The organism is Thauera aminoaromatica (assembly GCF_000021765.1).
Taxonomy (GTDB): domain Bacteria; phylum Pseudomonadota; class Gammaproteobacteria; order Burkholderiales; family Rhodocyclaceae; genus Thauera; species Thauera aminoaromatica.
This window is the reverse complement of record NC_011662.2, coordinates 2902562-2917785: the sequence shown is the minus strand read 5'-3', so window position 1 is coordinate 2917785 and position 15224 is coordinate 2902562. Positions and strand designations below refer to the sequence as shown.

Genomic DNA, 15224 nt, shown 5'->3' with positions numbered 1-15224 from the left:
TCAGTTGCCGCCGTAGAGGGCGTTCCACGCGGGATCCGCGGGCTCGCGCAGCGCCGGCGAGGGTTCGGGCGCGGGGGCGAGGGCCTGCTCGGCACGGCGTTCGAGCAGTTGCGCGCGCGGATCCAGAAGGCCTTCGCCGGGCTCGAGCAGCCAGGGGGTGACGAAGACCACGAGTTCGCTTTCGCGGCTGTTGAACCGGGTGGACCGGAACAGTCGACCGATTACCGGGAGCTCACCCAAATGCGGGAGCGCATTCTCGTCGCTCTGCTGTTCGCGCTGCAGCACCCCGGAGAGCACCAGGGTCTCGCCGTTGCGCAGGTTGAACTCGGTCTCGGTTCGGCGCGAGAGCAGGCCGGGAACGCCCTGGGCGGCGACGCTGCGGTCGAGCGAGCTGACTTCGGTGCGGATGCGCGCGCGGATCGTTCCGGCGGCGTCGGCGACCGGTTCGAGGATGTTGAGGCGGATGCCGTATTCCTTGAACGTCACGCTCGGCGTCCCGGTGGCGGAGGCGACCGGGACGGGGATTTCACCGCCGGCGAGGAAGCTCGCTTCGCCGCGGTTGCGCGCCGAGAGTCGCGGCGAGGCGAGGATGACCGCGTCGCCCTTCTGCGCGAGCAGGTTGAGGCGGCCGAAGAAGCTGCCGACCAGGGCCACGTTGGCGGCGAAGGGCGAGACGCGGTTCGCCTCGATCTCGACCTCGGAGCTCAGTTCGCCGCTGCCGAGCGTGCGCGTCACGGTCGCCCCGGTGCGGTTGTCGTGGTACAGGTCGCCGATCACGCCGATCCCGAGCAGCGGCTTGCCCTGCGTGGTCCAGTCGATGCCGAGGTCGCGCAGGCCGCTGCGGCTGATCTCCACGAAGCGCACGTCGAAGGCGAACATGCGGTCGAGCCCGACGCGGCTGGTGAAGTCGATGAGCTGCGGGAAACGCTTGGCGAGCTCGGTGACCTTGTCGCGTTCGGCGTCGCTCAGGCCCTCGCCCTCGATGACCACGTTGTCGCCGATGGTGCGCGTGCGCAGCCGCGGGACGTCGTGCAGGAAGCCCTGCAGGTCGCGTGCGATGCGGGCGGTGTCGGTCTGGCGGACGGTGATCTTGATGCGCTGGCTGCGGCCCGAGCGGGTCCACACCTGCAGCATGGTGTCGCCCGGGCCGTTGGCGATCAACAGGATCTCGCGGTCGTCGAGCACGGCCGCGGAGAGCACCTTGGCGTCGCCGACGGCGAGGCGCTGCGCGTCGCGCTGCGGCAGCACCCGGGTTTCGCCGGCGAACATCTGGATCTCGTGGACGACCGCGAGCGCTGCGCGCCCAGGTTCCGGCGGCGCGGCGCTTGCGGGCGGAGCGGCGCGGCTCGGGCCGGGCAGGCCCAGGATCAGGATTGCGCACACGAGGGGAGGGAGCGCCCGCCGGCGCGCCGGCGGGGAGATCGGGTCAGTCCGGGTCATGGGCAGGCTCGGCGCGCGGGGTGGGGCGGGTAAGGGGGGACGGGGTGGGGACGAGCGCGGGGTTCTCGATGCCGCCGTAGATGACCGGTACGCCCGCTTCGCGGGCTGGCGGTGCGAGGCCGAGCAGCGCGAGCGCGTCGGTCCGCTGCAGCGGAGCCGTTCTTGTGTCCCGAGGATGGCGGAGCACCGCGGTCAGGCGGGCGAGTGCGCGTGCGGCGACGAGCCGGGTCGCCTCCTCCTCGGAGAGATCCAGGGTCAGGGTGCCGAAGCTTCCACCCAGGAGGTCGCCCGCGCCATCGTCCTCGCCGGGCCGGGTGCGGCTCCCGGTCGCGAGCACGCGTACGCCCTGGAGCAGGGGCAGGGTCAGGTGATGGTGGTCGCGCTGCACGGTCGCGAGCAGGTCGATGCGGTCGCCCGGGCGCAGCAGGCCGGAGAGCGAGCTGGTCTCGTCGACCGGAATCGTGGTGGCGCGCCGACCCGGGGCGAGCTGCGCGGAGAGGGTGGCGGGTCGCCGCTCTTCGAGCTGCGACCACACCAGAGGCTCGCCACCGCGAGCCGGCTGGGCGAGCACCGCACCTGCCGCGCGCTCGAACTGCTCCGGGGTGATCGCGCTCGAGTGCAGCCACTCGACCGGCACTTCGCGCACGGCGACGAGGTCGCGGGTGAGGGGGGTCCCGACCGCGAGGTCCGTCTTGGCGACCACCGCATGGCCCATCTGCCCTTGCTGGCGCAGTTCGATCTCGGTGGCGCGCTCCTCCAGGTAGCGTGCGGCGAGCCACGCGGCGCCAAGGCCGAAGAGGGAGGCGACGGCCAGGATGATGAGGTTGCGGGGGACTCTCTTGAGCATGGGTGGATCACAACGGCAGTGAAATGCTGGCGAGAAAACGCGCGAAGCCGGTGGCCACGGCTTCGGCGAAGAAGACGAGGAGCGGCTTGCCGTCGAAGGCCGGAAGGCCGAAGACGCCGAGCACGATGGCGAGGATGACCAGGTATTCATGCATCGCCTGGCCGCGGAGGCGCCGGATCCGCTTCATCGCCCGCTCCGTGCGCCGTGGTCGATCATCTGCAGCGTCACCGTGGTCCCGCTGCCGTGGCGGACGATGGTCGCAACCGCCTCGCGGCCCCGGGCGCCGAACCACAGCCCCACGCCCTCCAGGCCGGGCCGGGAGACCGGCGCACGACGCTCGAGCGCGAGGCCCTGGGCCGAGAGCTCGCGGACCAGGCGCGCCGCGGCCCAGGAGGGCGAGGATTCGTCATGCCAGACGAGGATGCGTGCATGCCGGCCGGCATCGTTCGTTTCCAGGTCGGTGCTGAGCAGGCTGTCCGCCGGGCGGCCCGGAGCTGGCGAGGATGGCGCCGGATCGCGCGAGAGATCGGACTCGGACAGGGTGCCTTCGGTGCAGGCGGCCGGCGCCGTACGGCATGGACGCAGGCGCAAGGTGCGCAAGGCCGCGCCGTGCTTCCAGGACAGCACTTCCCAGCCGTCGATGCGCGAGCTCAGGGGCGTGCCCTCGACCGCTCCCTCGTAGAAGGCGCGCACGCTGGCTGTCGCGGTTCGCGCCTCGAACCGGCGGATCCGGGTCGGTACGCCATGGACGCGGGCGTTGTCGAGCACCGGCGTGATACGGGCTCCGGCGAGGGGCGGCAAGGGTTCGGGCAGGGCGGCCTCGGCGTGGGAACCGACCAGCAGCGCGAAGGCGATCGACAGGCCTGCGCGCGCGCCGCGACCACGTCCGTCCGGACGAGGCCGGGGATGGAGGGCAGGAGTCGTGTGGCGCGAAGTCGGGAGGCGCGGGGCGGGGTGTGCGGGCATGGTCAGCACCCTTGTTCGAGACGGTCGCAAGGCAGGATCTCGGCGTGCACGCGCCCGACCTCGATCGCCTTGTCGAGCACCAGCGGCGGCAGGAGGCGCCCGACCGTATTCCCGATCAGCGCCAGCGGCCGGATCGGGTAGGCGAGCGGGCCGGCGTCTTCGATGCGGCGGGCGTAGTCGGTCGATCCGGCCGCCGACCAGTTGTGACCGAGCAGGACCTGGTGGCGGCGGATCGACAGTCCGAGGGTGTCGAAGGGGGGCAGGCCGGCAACGTCGCGCGGCGACACGTGGATCGTCCCGGTGTGTTCGGAGCCGGCCGGCAGGTCGAGGCCGTGCGGGCCGGCGAGCAGCGCGGAGGCCGGTGCCGCGTTGGCGTGCGCCGCGAGATCGACCCCGATCCGGCTGGCCGGGTCGGCGAGCAGGTGTTCCCCGCGATGATCGATCCACAAGGGGTTGGCCGGATGCTCCGTCGCGGACGCGTTGCCGGCACCGCTGAGGATCGGCGCTCCGCTTGTGGAGAAGATGCGCTCGCGGACCTGCGCGGCCAGGGCTGCGGCCGTGGGGGGCTGCCGGGCAGGGCCCACGATCGAGGTCTCGAAGGCCACGTAACGTGCCGCCTGCTCGGTCGCATGGGCGAGGTCGAGGTACTTGCCGAGCAGCGGCAGGCTCAGGAAGAGCGGGACCAGGACCAGCGCGAGCACGAGGAACTCGGTTGTCGACTGGCCGCCTTGCGCTGCGCGCGCAGCCGGGAGGAGGGGGTGGCAGGGCTTCATGGCAGCGCCATCCCGTCCTGCCGTCCGGCGGCCCAGGCGCGGTCCGTCGGGGTGACGGCGGCGAGCCTGGCCTGCCAGTAGGGGCTGTACAGACTTGCCCGCTCGGTCTTGTTGTCGCTGCGCGCGGCGGGACGCTCGAAGAACACCTCGGCGCGCGCCATCGCGGCGAGGTGGCCGCCCGGCGCGGTCGCTTCGAATGCACGCAGGTTTCCCTGCGGTTGCACGCTGCCGATGCCCCCCGAACCGCGCAGTCTTTCCCGTGCCTTGGCAACGTGGACGGTCACGCCGGAGCGGTGCTCTGCGGCGGGCGAAAGGTCGCGCAGCTCGCGTGTCTCCGGCAGCCCGCCGAAGTGCGCGGCCCCCGCATCGACGATCGCGGGCTCGGCCCGGTTCAGCGTCGTGATCGGATTGCTCGTGTAGGTGTCGCCGTGATCGCCACGCCGGGCATCGGCACCCTCATCGCCCGTAAAGCCGGCACCGCCCCAGGCGAGCGGCGTGCGACGCCAGCGCCAGCGCCAGCGTTTCATCCGCTGGCCCTGGTGTTCGAGCGTGTCGAGCGCGCGCCATTCGTCGTAACCGATCAGCTCGGTGCCGCCGCGTCGCTTGAGTTCGACCTTGCGTTGCAATGGCGGGAGGTTCAAGCCGCGGATCGACCAGACGCGCTCGCGGGTGAATGCGTCGCGCGAGCGTAGCGTCACGTCGGCGATCCGTTGGCGCGCATCGCCTTGCGCGGAGTCCTTCGCCATCGTGCGGGTGAGATTGCGGAACCCGTGGCTGATCGGGTTGATCGACGCTCGCATTTCGGGATCGATCCGACGCACGAAGTCGTTCGCGAAACCGGCCTGGGCGATGCCCGTGTCCAGGCTCGCGTGCATGACGCGCTGCGAGAGCGAGAGTGCGTTCGCGACCGCGTCGTGGGCGGTGGCGATGGTACCCAGCCCGATATCCAGGCCCTCCACGATCGCCCGCAGCGAACCGCCGCTCCCGACATCCAGATAGGACGTGCCATTGACCCCGGCGAGCAATTGAAGGAGGCGCGGATACTCGCCGGGCTTGTACAGCCAGCTCGCGGCGACCTGGTTCAGGTTCGGAGCGTTTTCGACCGCCGTCTCGAAGTAGTGCATCCACGAGATCAGGCTGATCGCCTGCGCGATCGCGACCTCGTTGGCGACGATCGCTCGATTGGTGTAGGCGTCGTAGTTGAGCGCGCGCGCCTCGAGTGTGGCCACGCTCCAGGCGGTGGCGTCGGCGGCGTTGGTGAGGCGCATCTTTTCGTCGACCACCCTGCCGGTGTTGAACATCAGCAGCAGGACCGCGAGGGTGGCAAAGACGAGGAAGAGACCGAGGACGAGTGCCTGGCCGTGCTGGCGGTCGGCTCGTTGCGGGCGCTGCGCGACGCCGGGACGCGGGGTGGCGGCCATGGCAACCGGTGCGGGCGGTTCGGACAGGCTCAGCGGCCCGCGTTGCCGGTGTAGGTGTCGAGCGTGCGGGCGGTGTTGGCCTCCGTCGCAGCCTTGCCGGCCGCGGTTTGTGCGGCGCTCTTGGCGGTGCCGCCGTCCTTGCCGGCGATCTCCGTGGCGATCGCCGCGGTCTGGTTGCGCACCGTCTGGCCGAAGTACTGATACACGGCGATCGCGGCGACCGCGATCAGGGCCACGATGATGATGTACTCGGTCATGCCCTGACCGCGCTGCCACTGGATCCTTCTGCCTGCCGCCATGATCGATCCTCCGGGTTGATGATGAGCGGATAATGACAAACGGGAATGGTGTCGTCAATATGCAAATAAGATTCTCTGTTCGAGGTCCTCGGGAGGCGTAAACGCAAAAGCCCGCTGCAGGGCATGCAGCGGGCCTCCGGGGACAGCGCGTCCGGTGGATGTGTCAGCGCGCGATCGGCTTGTAGCGGATGCGCTTGGGCTTGGCGCCTTCCTCGCCCAGGCGCTTCTTCTTGTCCTCTTCGTATTCCTGGTAGTTGCCCTCGAAGAAGAACCACTGCGAGTCGCCCTCGGCCGCCAGGATGTGGGTGCAGATGCGGTCGAGGAACCAGCGGTCGTGCGAGATCACCAGCGCGCAGCCGGCGAACTCCAGCAATGCGTCTTCGAGCGCGCGCAGGGTCTCGACGTCGAGGTCGTTGGACGGCTCGTCGAGCAGCAGCACGTTGCCGCCCTGGATCAGGGTCTTGGCGAGGTGCAGCCGCCCGCGCTCGCCGCCCGACAGGTTGCCGACGATCTTCTGCTGGTCGCCGCCCTTGAAGTTGAAGCGGCCGATGTAGGCGCGGCTGGGCATCTCGAAGCGGCCGACCGTGAGCACGTCGGCGCCATCGGAAATGGCGTCGAACACCGTCTTGTCGTTGGCCAGGCCCTCGCGGGTCTGGTCGACCGCGGCGATCTTGACCGTGGCGCCGATCTCGACCGTGCCGGAGTCGGGCTTGTCGCGGCCCTCGATCATCTTGAACAGCGTCGATTTGCCGGCGCCGTTGGGGCCGATGATGCCGACGATGGCGCCGGGCGGGATGGCGAAGCTGACGTTGTCCATCAGCAGCTTGTCGCCGAAGGCCTTGCTGACGCCGTGGAACTCGATGACCTTGTCGCCGAGGCGCTCGCCGGGCGGGATGAAGATCTCCTGGGTCTCGTTGCGGCGCTGGTATTCGACGCTCGCCATCTCCTCGTAGCGGGCCAGGCGGGCCTTCGACTTGGCTTGGCGCGCCTTGGGGTTGGAGCGCGCCCACTCCAGTTCGGTCTTCATCGCCTTCTGGTGGGCGGCCTCCTGCTTGGCCTCCTGCGCGAGGCGGTCGCCCTTCTGCTCCAGCCAGGACGAGTAGTTGCCCTTCCAGGGGATGCCGTGGCCGCGGTCGAGCTCGAGGATCCATTCGGCGGCGTTGTCGAGGAAGTAGCGGTCGTGGGTGACGGCCACCACGGTGCCGGGGAAGCGGGTGAGGAACTGCTCCAGCCACTCGACCGATTCGGCGTCGAGGTGGTTGGTGGGTTCGTCGAGCAGCAGCATGTCGGGCTTGGACAGCAGCAGCTTGCACAGCGCGACGCGGCGCTTCTCGCCGCCGGAGAGCTTGCCGATCACGGCGTCCCAGGGCGGCAGGCGCAGCGCGTCGGCGGCGATCTCCATCTGGGTCTCGACGTCGCTGCCGGCAGTCGACAGGATGTTCTCGTACTTCGCCTGTTCCTCGGCGAGCTTGTCGAAGTCGGCGTCGGGCTCGGCATAGGCGGCGTAGACCTCTTCCAGCTTCTGGCGCGCCTCCATGATCTCGCCGAGCGCAGCCTCGACCTCTTCCTTCACCGTCTTGGCGGGGTCGAGCTCGGGCTCCTGCGGCAGGTAGCCGATGCGCTGGCCGGCGAGCCACTGCACCTCGCCGTCGTATTCCTTGTCCACGCCGGCCATGATGCGCAGCACGGTGGACTTGCCCGAGCCATTGAGGCCGAGCAGGCCGATCTTGGCGCCGGGGAAGAAGGAGAGGGAGATGTCCTTGATGATCTGGCGCTTGGGCGGAACGATCTTGCTCACGCGCAGCATCGACATGACGTATTGGGCCACTGCGGGTACCTCGTTGGCGGTGTTCGGTGGGGCGGAAAAAGCGGAAGTCTACCCGAGTGGGCAGCGGCAGGCACGCATGGAGCTTGCAGCTAGCCGATTGGGGTATTACGCTGCGAAGACGTGTAAGAAATACAGGAAGGAGAGAATCGAGATGCACACCACACTGACGAGCAAGGGGCAGGTGACGATCCCCAAGCACATCCGCGACGCGCTGCATCTCGAGCCCGGATGCGCGATCGAGTTCCGCATCAATCGCGAGGGTGAGGTCGTCCTGACGCGCCCCAGTGAACTACGAGACGAGGATGATCGCTTCGAGCGCTTGCGCGGCAAGGCCGACGTCAAGTGGCGGACGGATGACCTGATGGCCTTGCTGCGTGGCGACAACTGATGCTGCTGGTCGACACCAATGCGCTGATCGATGTGCTGGAAGACGATCCGCGCTGGGCGGATTGGTCGATCGACATGCTGCGTCGGCAGTCGCAAGTGCATCGACTTGCGATCAATCCCATCATCTACGCCGAACTTTCCTTGACCTTCTCGACCGTCGAGGCGCTGGATGAGGCGGTCACCGATTTCGGCGTTGAAGTCGTCGAGATCCCCAGGCCGGCGCTCTTTCTCGCGGGCAAGGCCTTCGTCGCCTATCGTCGAAACGGCGGCCAGCGGCGCAACGTGCTGGCCGACTTCTTCATCGGCGCGCATGCCGCGGTCGAAGGCTGGAACATCCTTACGCGAGATCCGCGCAAGTACCGACAGTACTTTCCCTCGGTCGAGCTTGTGACGCCCTGAATCCTGTCGCGGGACCACGTCCGCCCCCCGCCTTGGGGCGCACGAATCCGGCCCAGCGCATGCGTCTCCCTTGCCTAGAGCATCCCCTCGATCTCCTTCACCAGTTCCTCCGGCGTGGTGGTCGGCGCGTAGCGCTCGATGCGCTCGCTGTCGCGGCTCACCAGGAACTTGGTGAAGTTCCACTTGATCGCCTCGGTGCCGAGGATGCCTTTCGCGTGCTGTTTCAGATACTTGTACAGCGGATGTGCGCCGTCGCCGTTGACCTCGATCTTGGCGAACATCGGAAAGCTCACGCCGTAGTTCCTGGTGCAGAAGGCGCCGATCTCCTCCGCGCTACCCGGCTCCTGCGCTCCGAACTGGTTGCACGGAAAGCCGAGCACCACCAGGCCGCGGTCCTTGTAGGTCTGATAGAGCTTTTCCAGGCCGGCGTAATGCGGGGTGAGCCCGCACTGGCTTGCGGTGTTGACGATCAGCAGCAGCTTGCCGGCGTATTCGCCGAGCGTGGTGGTGCCGCCGGCGAGGCGGTCGACTTCGAGGTCGTACAGGGGCGAGCTCATGGGGGAGGGTCTCCGTGCGCGGGTGGGATGCGGGCCCGCCGCATGGCGGACTTCGCAGGCTTGGAGGCGGGCGGGCCGGCGCAAGTTTCCGCCGAGCCGCGCGATTCAGGCGCGCCGGCTCAGGAAGCGCTCGATTTCGCGCGCAGGCGCCGGGCGGGCGATCAGGAAGCCCTGCAACTGATGGCAGCCGTGCATCTGCAGGAAGGCGCGTTGGGCCTCGCTCTCCACGCCTTCGGCGACCGCGTCCAGCCCCAGGCTGTGGGCCATGCCGACGATGGCTGCGGCGATCTTGCCCTCGGCGCCGTCGCTGCCGATGTCGCTGACGAAGCTGCGGTCGATCTTCAGCGCATTGACCGGGAACTGGCGCAGGTAGTTGAGCGAGGAGTAGCCGGTGCCGAAGTCGTCGATCGCCAGGCGCACGCCCATCTCGCGCAGGCGCACGAGGGTGCGGATGGTGCGATCGACGTCGCGCATCAGCATGGTCTCGGTGAGCTCGAGCTCGATCAGGCCGGGCGCGAGGCGGTGGCACTCGATGGCCGCCGCCACGGTTGCGACGATGTCGGGTTGGGCGAGCTGGTGCGCCGAGAGGTTCACCGCGAGCGGCGGCACGTCGAAACCGGCGTCCAGCCAGGCGCGCTGTTGGCGGCAGGTTTCCTCGAGCACCCACTGGCCGATCGGCACGATCAGGCCCGATTCTTCGGCGAGCGGGATGAACTGGCCGGGCGCGACCATGCCGAGTTCGGGATGCTGCCAGCGCAGCAGCGCCTCGAAGCCGCCGAGGCGGCCGTCGGCGGCGCTCACCTTGGGCTGGTAGTGCAGCAGCAGCTCGCCGCGCTCGGCGGCGCCGCGCAGCTGGTGTTCGAGCAACAGGCGGCCGAGCGAACTGGTGTTCATGTCCTCGGTGTAGAACTCGAAACCGTTGCGTCCGGCCTCCTTGGCGCGATGCATGGCGGCGTCGGCGTTGCGCAACAGGGTCGATTCGTCGCCGCCGTCGCGCGGGAAGAGGGCGATGCCGATGCTCGCCGTGATGCTGATCTCGTGCTCGCCCAGCCGGCAGGGTAGGGCGATGGCGTCGAGGATCCTGCGCGCGGTGTCTGCGCTGACGTCGGCGGTGGTGGCGTCGGGCAGCACGATGACGAACTCGTCCCCGCTCAGGCGGGCAAGCGTGTCGGTGTCGCGCAGCACGCGCCGGCAGCGTGCGCAGATCTCCAGCAGCAGACTGTCCCCGCGTTCGTGGCCGAGGGTGTCGTTGATCGTCTTGAAGCGGTCGAGGTCGAGCAGCAGCACCGCGGCGCCGCGGCCGTCGCGCCGTGCCTGCAGCAGGCTCTGGCTCAGGCGGTCGTTGAGCAGCGCGCGGTTGGGCAGGTTGGTGAGCGGGTCGTGGTGGGCGAGGTGCAGGATGCGCGCTTCGGCCTCCTTGCGTTCGGTGATGTCGGAGAAGATGCCGATGTAGTTGCACGGCTGTCCGTCCGCCCCCTCGCCCTCGCCCGGCACCGCGGTGATCGACAGCCACTCGGGATAGATCGAGCCGTCGCGGCGGCGGTTCCACAGTTCGCCCTGCCACTTGCCGCGGCTGGCGAGCGTGGACCACATGCGCCGGTAGAAGCCGGCGTCCTGCCGCCCGGAGTTCAGCAGCGCCGGCGAGCGCCCCGCGACCTCCGCCGGGCTGTAGCCGGTGATGCGGGAGAAGGCCGGGTTGGCGGCGATGATGCGGCTGTGCGCATCGGTGATCAGCATGCCCTCGCTGGCGTTGGTGAACACCGTGGCGTACAGGCGCAGCTCGGCTTCGGCACGGCCGAGCGCAGCGGCGTGTTCCTGCAGGTCGGCATGCGCCTTGCTGACAGTGAGCGAGACCGCGCGCAGTCGCAGCGCGGTGAGCAGCAGGTAGGCGCCGAGCGCGAGCGCGGCGAGCACCAGCAGCACGCGGTGGCGGTTCATGCGGGTTTGCGAGGCGACGTAGCCGTCGGTGTAGCTCTCCACCAGGCGCTCGCCCTCGCGTGCGGTCTGCAGCGCGAGGAGCTGGCGCAGGAGGCGGTCGGCCTCGGCTTCGGCCGCGCCGCCGTTCTGCGGCGGCGCGTCGAGGAGCACGCGCAGCGCGCTGATCACGGTGCGCTTGTCGATCTGCAGGGCGGTGTAGTGATCGAGCTGGCGGCGCACGGCCGCCATCTCGCTGCCGGTGAGGAAGTCGGGAACGCGGCCGAGGTCTTCGAGGAGTTCACCCATCCGCGCCAGGTGGGCGTCGGCCCCGTGCCAGTCCTCGGCGAGCCCGAGCCGGCGGGCGAGCGCGGCGGCGCCGAGCTCGGCATCGACCTGGCGGATCTCGCGCAGGTCGCGGGCGTAGCGCAGGTGCTCGCGTGCCGAGCTGGTGCCGGCCTCGACCACGAACCACCCCAGCCCGGCGAGGCCGATCAGCGCGAGCACGAGCAGGCGGATGCTGCTCGAGGTGTGCAGCAGCAGCGCGAAGGCGGCGCGGGTCACTTCCTCCGCTCCGGAGCGAGGGGCCGGGGAGCGGGGGGCAAGGTTGAGCCGGGGAGAAGGGAGGTGGGCAAGGCGGGCACGGGCGGATCCTATCTGCGCGTCTTGCCCTGGAATTGATCTGTATCAAAGGTTGGATGATAGGACACCCGGGTCGGGCATGTCGATCCACTATGCCGGGATGACTCCTTCCACGACAGCTTCACTTCTCCACGAACGCGCGCTCGATCACGTAGTCGCCCGCCACGCCGATGCGCGGCGACATCTTGAAGCCGCGCGCGTCGAGCAGGTCGCAGCAGTCCTTGTTCATCGCCTGGCTGCCGCAGATCATTACGCGGTCGTGCTCGGGATCGAGCTCCGGCAGGCCAATGTCGGCGAAGAGCCGACCGGAGTCGATCACATGAGTGATGCGTCCGGTGTTGCGGAAGGGCTCGCGCGTCACCGTCGGATAGTAGATCAGCTGCTCGCGCACCTGCTCGCCGAAGTATTCATGCTGCGGCAGCTCGCGGGTGATGAAGTCGGTGTAGGCGAGTTCGGAGACGAAACGCACACCATGCACCAGCACGACCTTCTCGAAGCGCTCGTAGGTCTCCGGGTCCTGGACCACGCTCAGGAAGGGCGCCAGGCCGGTGCCGGTGGCGAGCAGGTAGAGGTGTTTGCCCGGGTTGAGGTCGTGCAGCACCAGGGTGCCGGTGGGCTTCTTGCTCACCACGATCGGGTCGCCCGGGCGCAGGTGTTGCAGGCGCGAGGTCAGCGGGCCGTCCGGCACCTTGATGCTGAAGAACTCGAGGTGCTCCTCGTAGTTGGGGCTGGCGATGCTGTAGGCGCGCGTCAGCGGCTTGCCGCCGACGTCCAGGCCGATCATCACGAACTGGCCGTTCTCGAAGCGCAGCCCGGGGTCGCGGGTGGTGCGGAAGCTGAAGAGGGATTCGTTCCAGTGATGGACGCTGAGGACGCGTTCGGTGGCGAGGCTGCTCATGGTTTCGGGTCTCTGCAGGCTGCGGGATGGAGGAGTGAGCGGATTCTAGGCACTTCTCCTTACCTGTATGGTGGATAATATTCATATCCTTAATCGACTTTATCGATATGAAGTTCACCCTCCGCCAGATCCAGGTCTTCGTCGCGGTGGCGCGCGCCGAGCACGTCTCGCGCGCTGCCGAGGGCCTCGCGTTGTCGCAGTCGGCGGCGAGTGCGGCGCTCGCCGAGCTGGAGAGTCAGTGCGCGCAGCCGCTCTTCGACCGCCACGGCAAGCGCCTGCGCCTGAACGAGCAGGGCAGTCTGCTGCTGCCGCATGCGGTGGAGCTGCTCGACCGTGCCGCCGAGTTTGAGGGCCGCATGCGCGGCGAGCAGGGCCTCGGCCCGCTGCGCGTGGGGGCGACGCTGACCATCGGCAACTACCTGCTGCCGCTGATCGTGTCGGATTTCCTCCAGGCCCACCCCGAGAGCCGGGTGCATCTGCAGGTGCGCAACACCGCGACCATCGCCGAGCGCCTGCTGCACCACGAGATCGACCTGGGTCTGGTCGAGGGCCAGGTGGTGGATGCCGAGCTGCACGTCGAGCCCTGGGTCGAGGACGAGCTCGTGGTGTTCTGCGCGCCGGGGCATGCGCTCGCCGCACGCGGTCGCGCGAGCGTGGCCGAGCTCGCCGGCCAGCCGTGGATCCTGCGCGAGCGTGGTTCGGGCACGCGCGAGACCTTCGATCGCGCGTTGCGGCAGCACCCGGGCGGGGTCGTGCCGCGGCTGGAGCTCGAGCATACCGAGGCCATCAAGCGCGCGGTGGAGAGCGGCCTGGGCTTGGGTTGCCTGTCGCGGCTGGCGCTGCGCGATGCGTTCCGGCGCGGCAGCCTGGTGGCGGTGGAGGTGCCCGAGCTCGACCTGCGCCGGCGCTTCAGCTTCGTCTGGCATCGCGGAAAATATCACGGTGCCGCGCTGCGCCGCTTCGTCGAGGATTGCCGCGCCTTCACCGCCGGCGCCCGCCGCAGCGACGAGATCCCGCTGCCGCCGGTGGCTTGAATTCGTCGCGGTGTCTCGTTCGGCACTGCGATCGCGACTTGCGTCGCTCCCACAATGTGCGACGCTGTCATCGCGACTTGCGTCGCTCCCACAATCCGCAGCGCTGATATCGCGACTGGCGTCGCTCCCACAATGTGCGCAGCGCTTCCGCAGCCCGTTCTGCAGGAGCGACGCCAGTCGCGATATCAGCGCCTCAGGCCGCGCCGCGGCGGCGGAAGTCGCGCAGGCGGAAGCCCAGGGCGAACAGGGTGGCGAAGTAGGCCACCGCGCCGCCGAGCACGATCAGGGCCAGGCGCAGGCCGCGCTCGAGACCGCCGATCCCGGTCCACAGGCTTGCCGGCCCGCTCGCGAACCAGAGCGCGGCACCCATGACGCCCAGTGCCGCCAGCAGCTTGAGCGCGAACGCCCCCCAGCCCGGCTGCGGAATGTACACCGCACGCTTGCGCAGACCACGGTAGAGCAGGGCGGCGTTGAGGCAGGACGCCAGGCCGATCGACAGCGCCAGGCCGGCGTGGCGCAGCGGGATTACGAAGGCGAGGTTCATCAGCTGCGTCGCGGCCAGGGTCAGGATGGCGATCTTCACCGGTGTGCGGATGTCCTGGCGGGCGTAGAAGCCCGGTGCGAGCACCTTCACCAGGATCAGCCCGGTCAGGCCCACGCTGTAGGCGACCAGCGCGCTGCGCGTCTGCATCACGTCGGCGGGGGTGAAGGCGCCGTAGTTGAACAGCGTCGCCACCAGCGGCACCGCCAGCAGCGCCAGGCCGAGCGCGGCGGGCAGGGTCAGCATCAGGGTCAGGCGCAGGCCCCAGTCGAGCAGCGAGGAGAACTCCTCCGCCTTGTCGTCGGCGTGCAGCTTGGAGAGGCTGGGGAGCAGGATGGTGCCGAGCGCCACGCCGAGCAGGCCGGCGGGAAATTCCATCAGGCGGTCCGCGTAATACAGCCAGGACACGCTGCCGCTCTCCAGGAAGGAGGCGAAGATGGTATTGATCAGCAGCGAGATCTGGCTCACCGACACGCCCAGGATCGCCGGCGCCATCAGCGTCATGACGCGGCGCACGCCGGGGTCGGAGAGGTCGAGGTCGAAGCGCGGCATCATGCCGATCTTCATCAGCGGCCGCACCTGCAGCGCGAGCTGCAGCAGGCCGCCGAGGAACACCGCCCACGCCAGCGCCAGCACCGGGGGGTCGAAGTACGGCACCGCGAACAGCGCCATGCCGATGAAGGCGAGGTTGAGCAGCACCGGCGTGAAGGCCGGGATCGCGAACCGGCTCCAGGTGTTGAGCACGCCACCCGCGAGCGCCACCAGCGACATGAAGAAGATGTAGGGGAAGGTGATGCGGGTGAGCTCGACGGTGAGCGCGAACTTGCCCGCGTCGCCGGAGAAGCCCGGGGCCGACACGTAGATGATCAGCGGTGCGGCGAGCGCGCCGAGCGCCGCGACCACCGCCACCACCAGCCCGAGCAGGGTGGCGACCCGGCTCACCAGAGTGTGGGTGGCAGCCTCGCCCTGGCGGTTCTTGTACTCGGCGAGGATGGGTACGAAGGCCTGCGAGAACGCGCCCTCGGCGAACATGCGGCGCAGCAGGTTGGGCAGGCGGAAGGCGACGAAGAAGGCGTCGGTCGCCATGCCGGCGCCGAAGGCGCGCGCGATCACGAGGTCGCGGACGAAGCCCAGGATGCGGGACAGCAGGGTCATGCCGCTGACGGTGGCGAGCGCGCGCAGGAGGTTCATTCGGTCGAGGCGCGCGCCGGCCGGCGGCGCGCGGAAGATGCGGAGGGCGCATCATAGCCGCCCGCCGGTGTCTCGATAAGCGGGAGT

15 protein-coding genes are annotated in these 15224 nt (G+C 69.3%); 3 read left to right on the top strand and 12 right to left on the bottom strand.

Annotation, left to right across the window (positions count from 1 at the left end; all coding sequences use genetic code 11):
* The 8 genes from TMZ1T_RS12860 to ettA form a co-directional block, all read right to left on the bottom strand.
* A complete protein-coding gene (locus tag TMZ1T_RS12860; RefSeq protein ID WP_012585613.1) occupies positions 1-1440 on the bottom strand; it encodes a type II and III secretion system protein family protein in 1440 nt (479 codons plus the stop codon).
* Positions 1427-2287 carry a Flp pilus assembly protein CpaB gene (gene cpaB / locus TMZ1T_RS12855; RefSeq protein WP_004298695.1) on the bottom strand — a complete coding sequence of 287 codons (861 nt, stop codon included), beginning with the start codon at positions 2285-2287 and terminating at the stop codon, positions 1427-1429. The genes TMZ1T_RS12860 and cpaB overlap by 14 nt, the downstream gene beginning before the upstream one ends.
* A gap of 7 nt (positions 2288-2294) precedes the next feature.
* Positions 2295-2474 carry a hypothetical protein gene (locus TMZ1T_RS12850; RefSeq protein ID WP_004298692.1) on the bottom strand — a complete coding sequence of 60 codons (180 nt, stop codon included), beginning with the start codon at positions 2472-2474 and terminating at the stop codon, positions 2295-2297.
* The gene (locus TMZ1T_RS12845; RefSeq protein WP_012585612.1) at positions 2471-3253 is read right to left on the bottom strand and encodes a hypothetical protein; all 783 of its coding nucleotides are present in this window, start codon (positions 3251-3253) and stop codon (positions 2471-2473) included. The genes TMZ1T_RS12850 and TMZ1T_RS12845 overlap by 4 nt, the downstream gene beginning before the upstream one ends.
* Positions 3254-3255: 2 nt before the next feature.
* Positions 3256-4026: a hypothetical protein gene (locus TMZ1T_RS12840; protein WP_004298684.1), complete on the bottom strand. Its 771-nt coding sequence runs from the start codon at positions 4024-4026 to the stop codon at positions 3256-3258.
* Positions 4023-5447 carry a Tad domain-containing protein gene (locus TMZ1T_RS12835; RefSeq protein ID WP_004298681.1) on the bottom strand — a complete coding sequence of 475 codons (1425 nt, stop codon included), beginning with the start codon at positions 5445-5447 and terminating at the stop codon, positions 4023-4025. The genes TMZ1T_RS12840 and TMZ1T_RS12835 overlap by 4 nt, the downstream gene beginning before the upstream one ends.
* Before the next feature lie 29 nt (positions 5448-5476).
* Positions 5477-5746, bottom strand: a complete 270-nt coding sequence (locus tag TMZ1T_RS12830; RefSeq protein ID WP_004298679.1) for a hypothetical protein — start codon at positions 5744-5746, stop codon at positions 5477-5479.
* A 163-nt stretch (positions 5747-5909) separates the two neighbouring features.
* Positions 5910-7574, bottom strand: coding sequence for an energy-dependent translational throttle protein EttA (gene ettA / locus TMZ1T_RS12825; RefSeq protein WP_004298677.1), 1665 nt, complete (start codon positions 7572-7574; stop codon positions 5910-5912).
* On the opposite strand from ettA, the gene TMZ1T_RS21590 reads away from it, so the two are divergent.
* Both TMZ1T_RS21590 and TMZ1T_RS12815 read left to right on the top strand, forming a co-directional pair.
* Positions 7501-7962: an AbrB/MazE/SpoVT family DNA-binding domain-containing protein gene (locus TMZ1T_RS21590; protein WP_245537121.1), complete on the top strand. Its 462-nt coding sequence runs from the start codon at positions 7501-7503 to the stop codon at positions 7960-7962. The genes ettA and TMZ1T_RS21590 overlap by 74 nt on opposite strands.
* Positions 7962-8360 carry a type II toxin-antitoxin system VapC family toxin gene (locus tag TMZ1T_RS12815; protein WP_004298674.1) on the top strand — a complete coding sequence of 133 codons (399 nt, stop codon included), beginning with the start codon at positions 7962-7964 and terminating at the stop codon, positions 8358-8360. The genes TMZ1T_RS21590 and TMZ1T_RS12815 overlap by 1 nt, the downstream gene beginning before the upstream one ends.
* 74 nt (positions 8361-8434) lie before the next feature.
* On the opposite strand, the gene TMZ1T_RS12810 is transcribed toward TMZ1T_RS12815, so the two are convergent.
* The 3 genes from TMZ1T_RS12810 to TMZ1T_RS12800 form a co-directional block, all read right to left on the bottom strand.
* Positions 8435-8917, bottom strand: a complete 483-nt coding sequence (locus tag TMZ1T_RS12810) for a glutathione peroxidase (protein WP_004298672.1) — start codon at positions 8915-8917, stop codon at positions 8435-8437.
* Positions 8918-9022: 105 nt separating this feature from the next.
* Positions 9023-11395, bottom strand: a complete 2373-nt coding sequence (locus tag TMZ1T_RS12805; RefSeq protein WP_012585610.1) for an EAL domain-containing protein — start codon at positions 11393-11395, stop codon at positions 9023-9025.
* Positions 11396-11594: 199 nt separating this feature from the next.
* Positions 11595-12371 carry a ferredoxin--NADP reductase gene (locus tag TMZ1T_RS12800; protein WP_012585609.1) on the bottom strand — a complete coding sequence of 259 codons (777 nt, stop codon included), beginning with the start codon at positions 12369-12371 and terminating at the stop codon, positions 11595-11597.
* 107 nt (positions 12372-12478) lie between these two features.
* Here TMZ1T_RS12800 and TMZ1T_RS12795 point away from each other — a divergent pair, with 107 nt between their 5' ends.
* A complete protein-coding gene (locus TMZ1T_RS12795) occupies positions 12479-13405 on the top strand; it encodes a LysR family transcriptional regulator (protein WP_012585608.1) in 927 nt (308 codons plus the stop codon).
* Between the two features lie 193 nt (positions 13406-13598).
* Here TMZ1T_RS12795 and murJ read toward each other — a convergent pair whose 3' ends face one another.
* Positions 13599-15137: a murein biosynthesis integral membrane protein MurJ gene (murJ, locus tag TMZ1T_RS12790; protein ID WP_012585607.1), complete on the bottom strand. Its 1539-nt coding sequence runs from the start codon at positions 15135-15137 to the stop codon at positions 13599-13601.
* Positions 15138-15224: the final 87 nt, after the last annotated feature.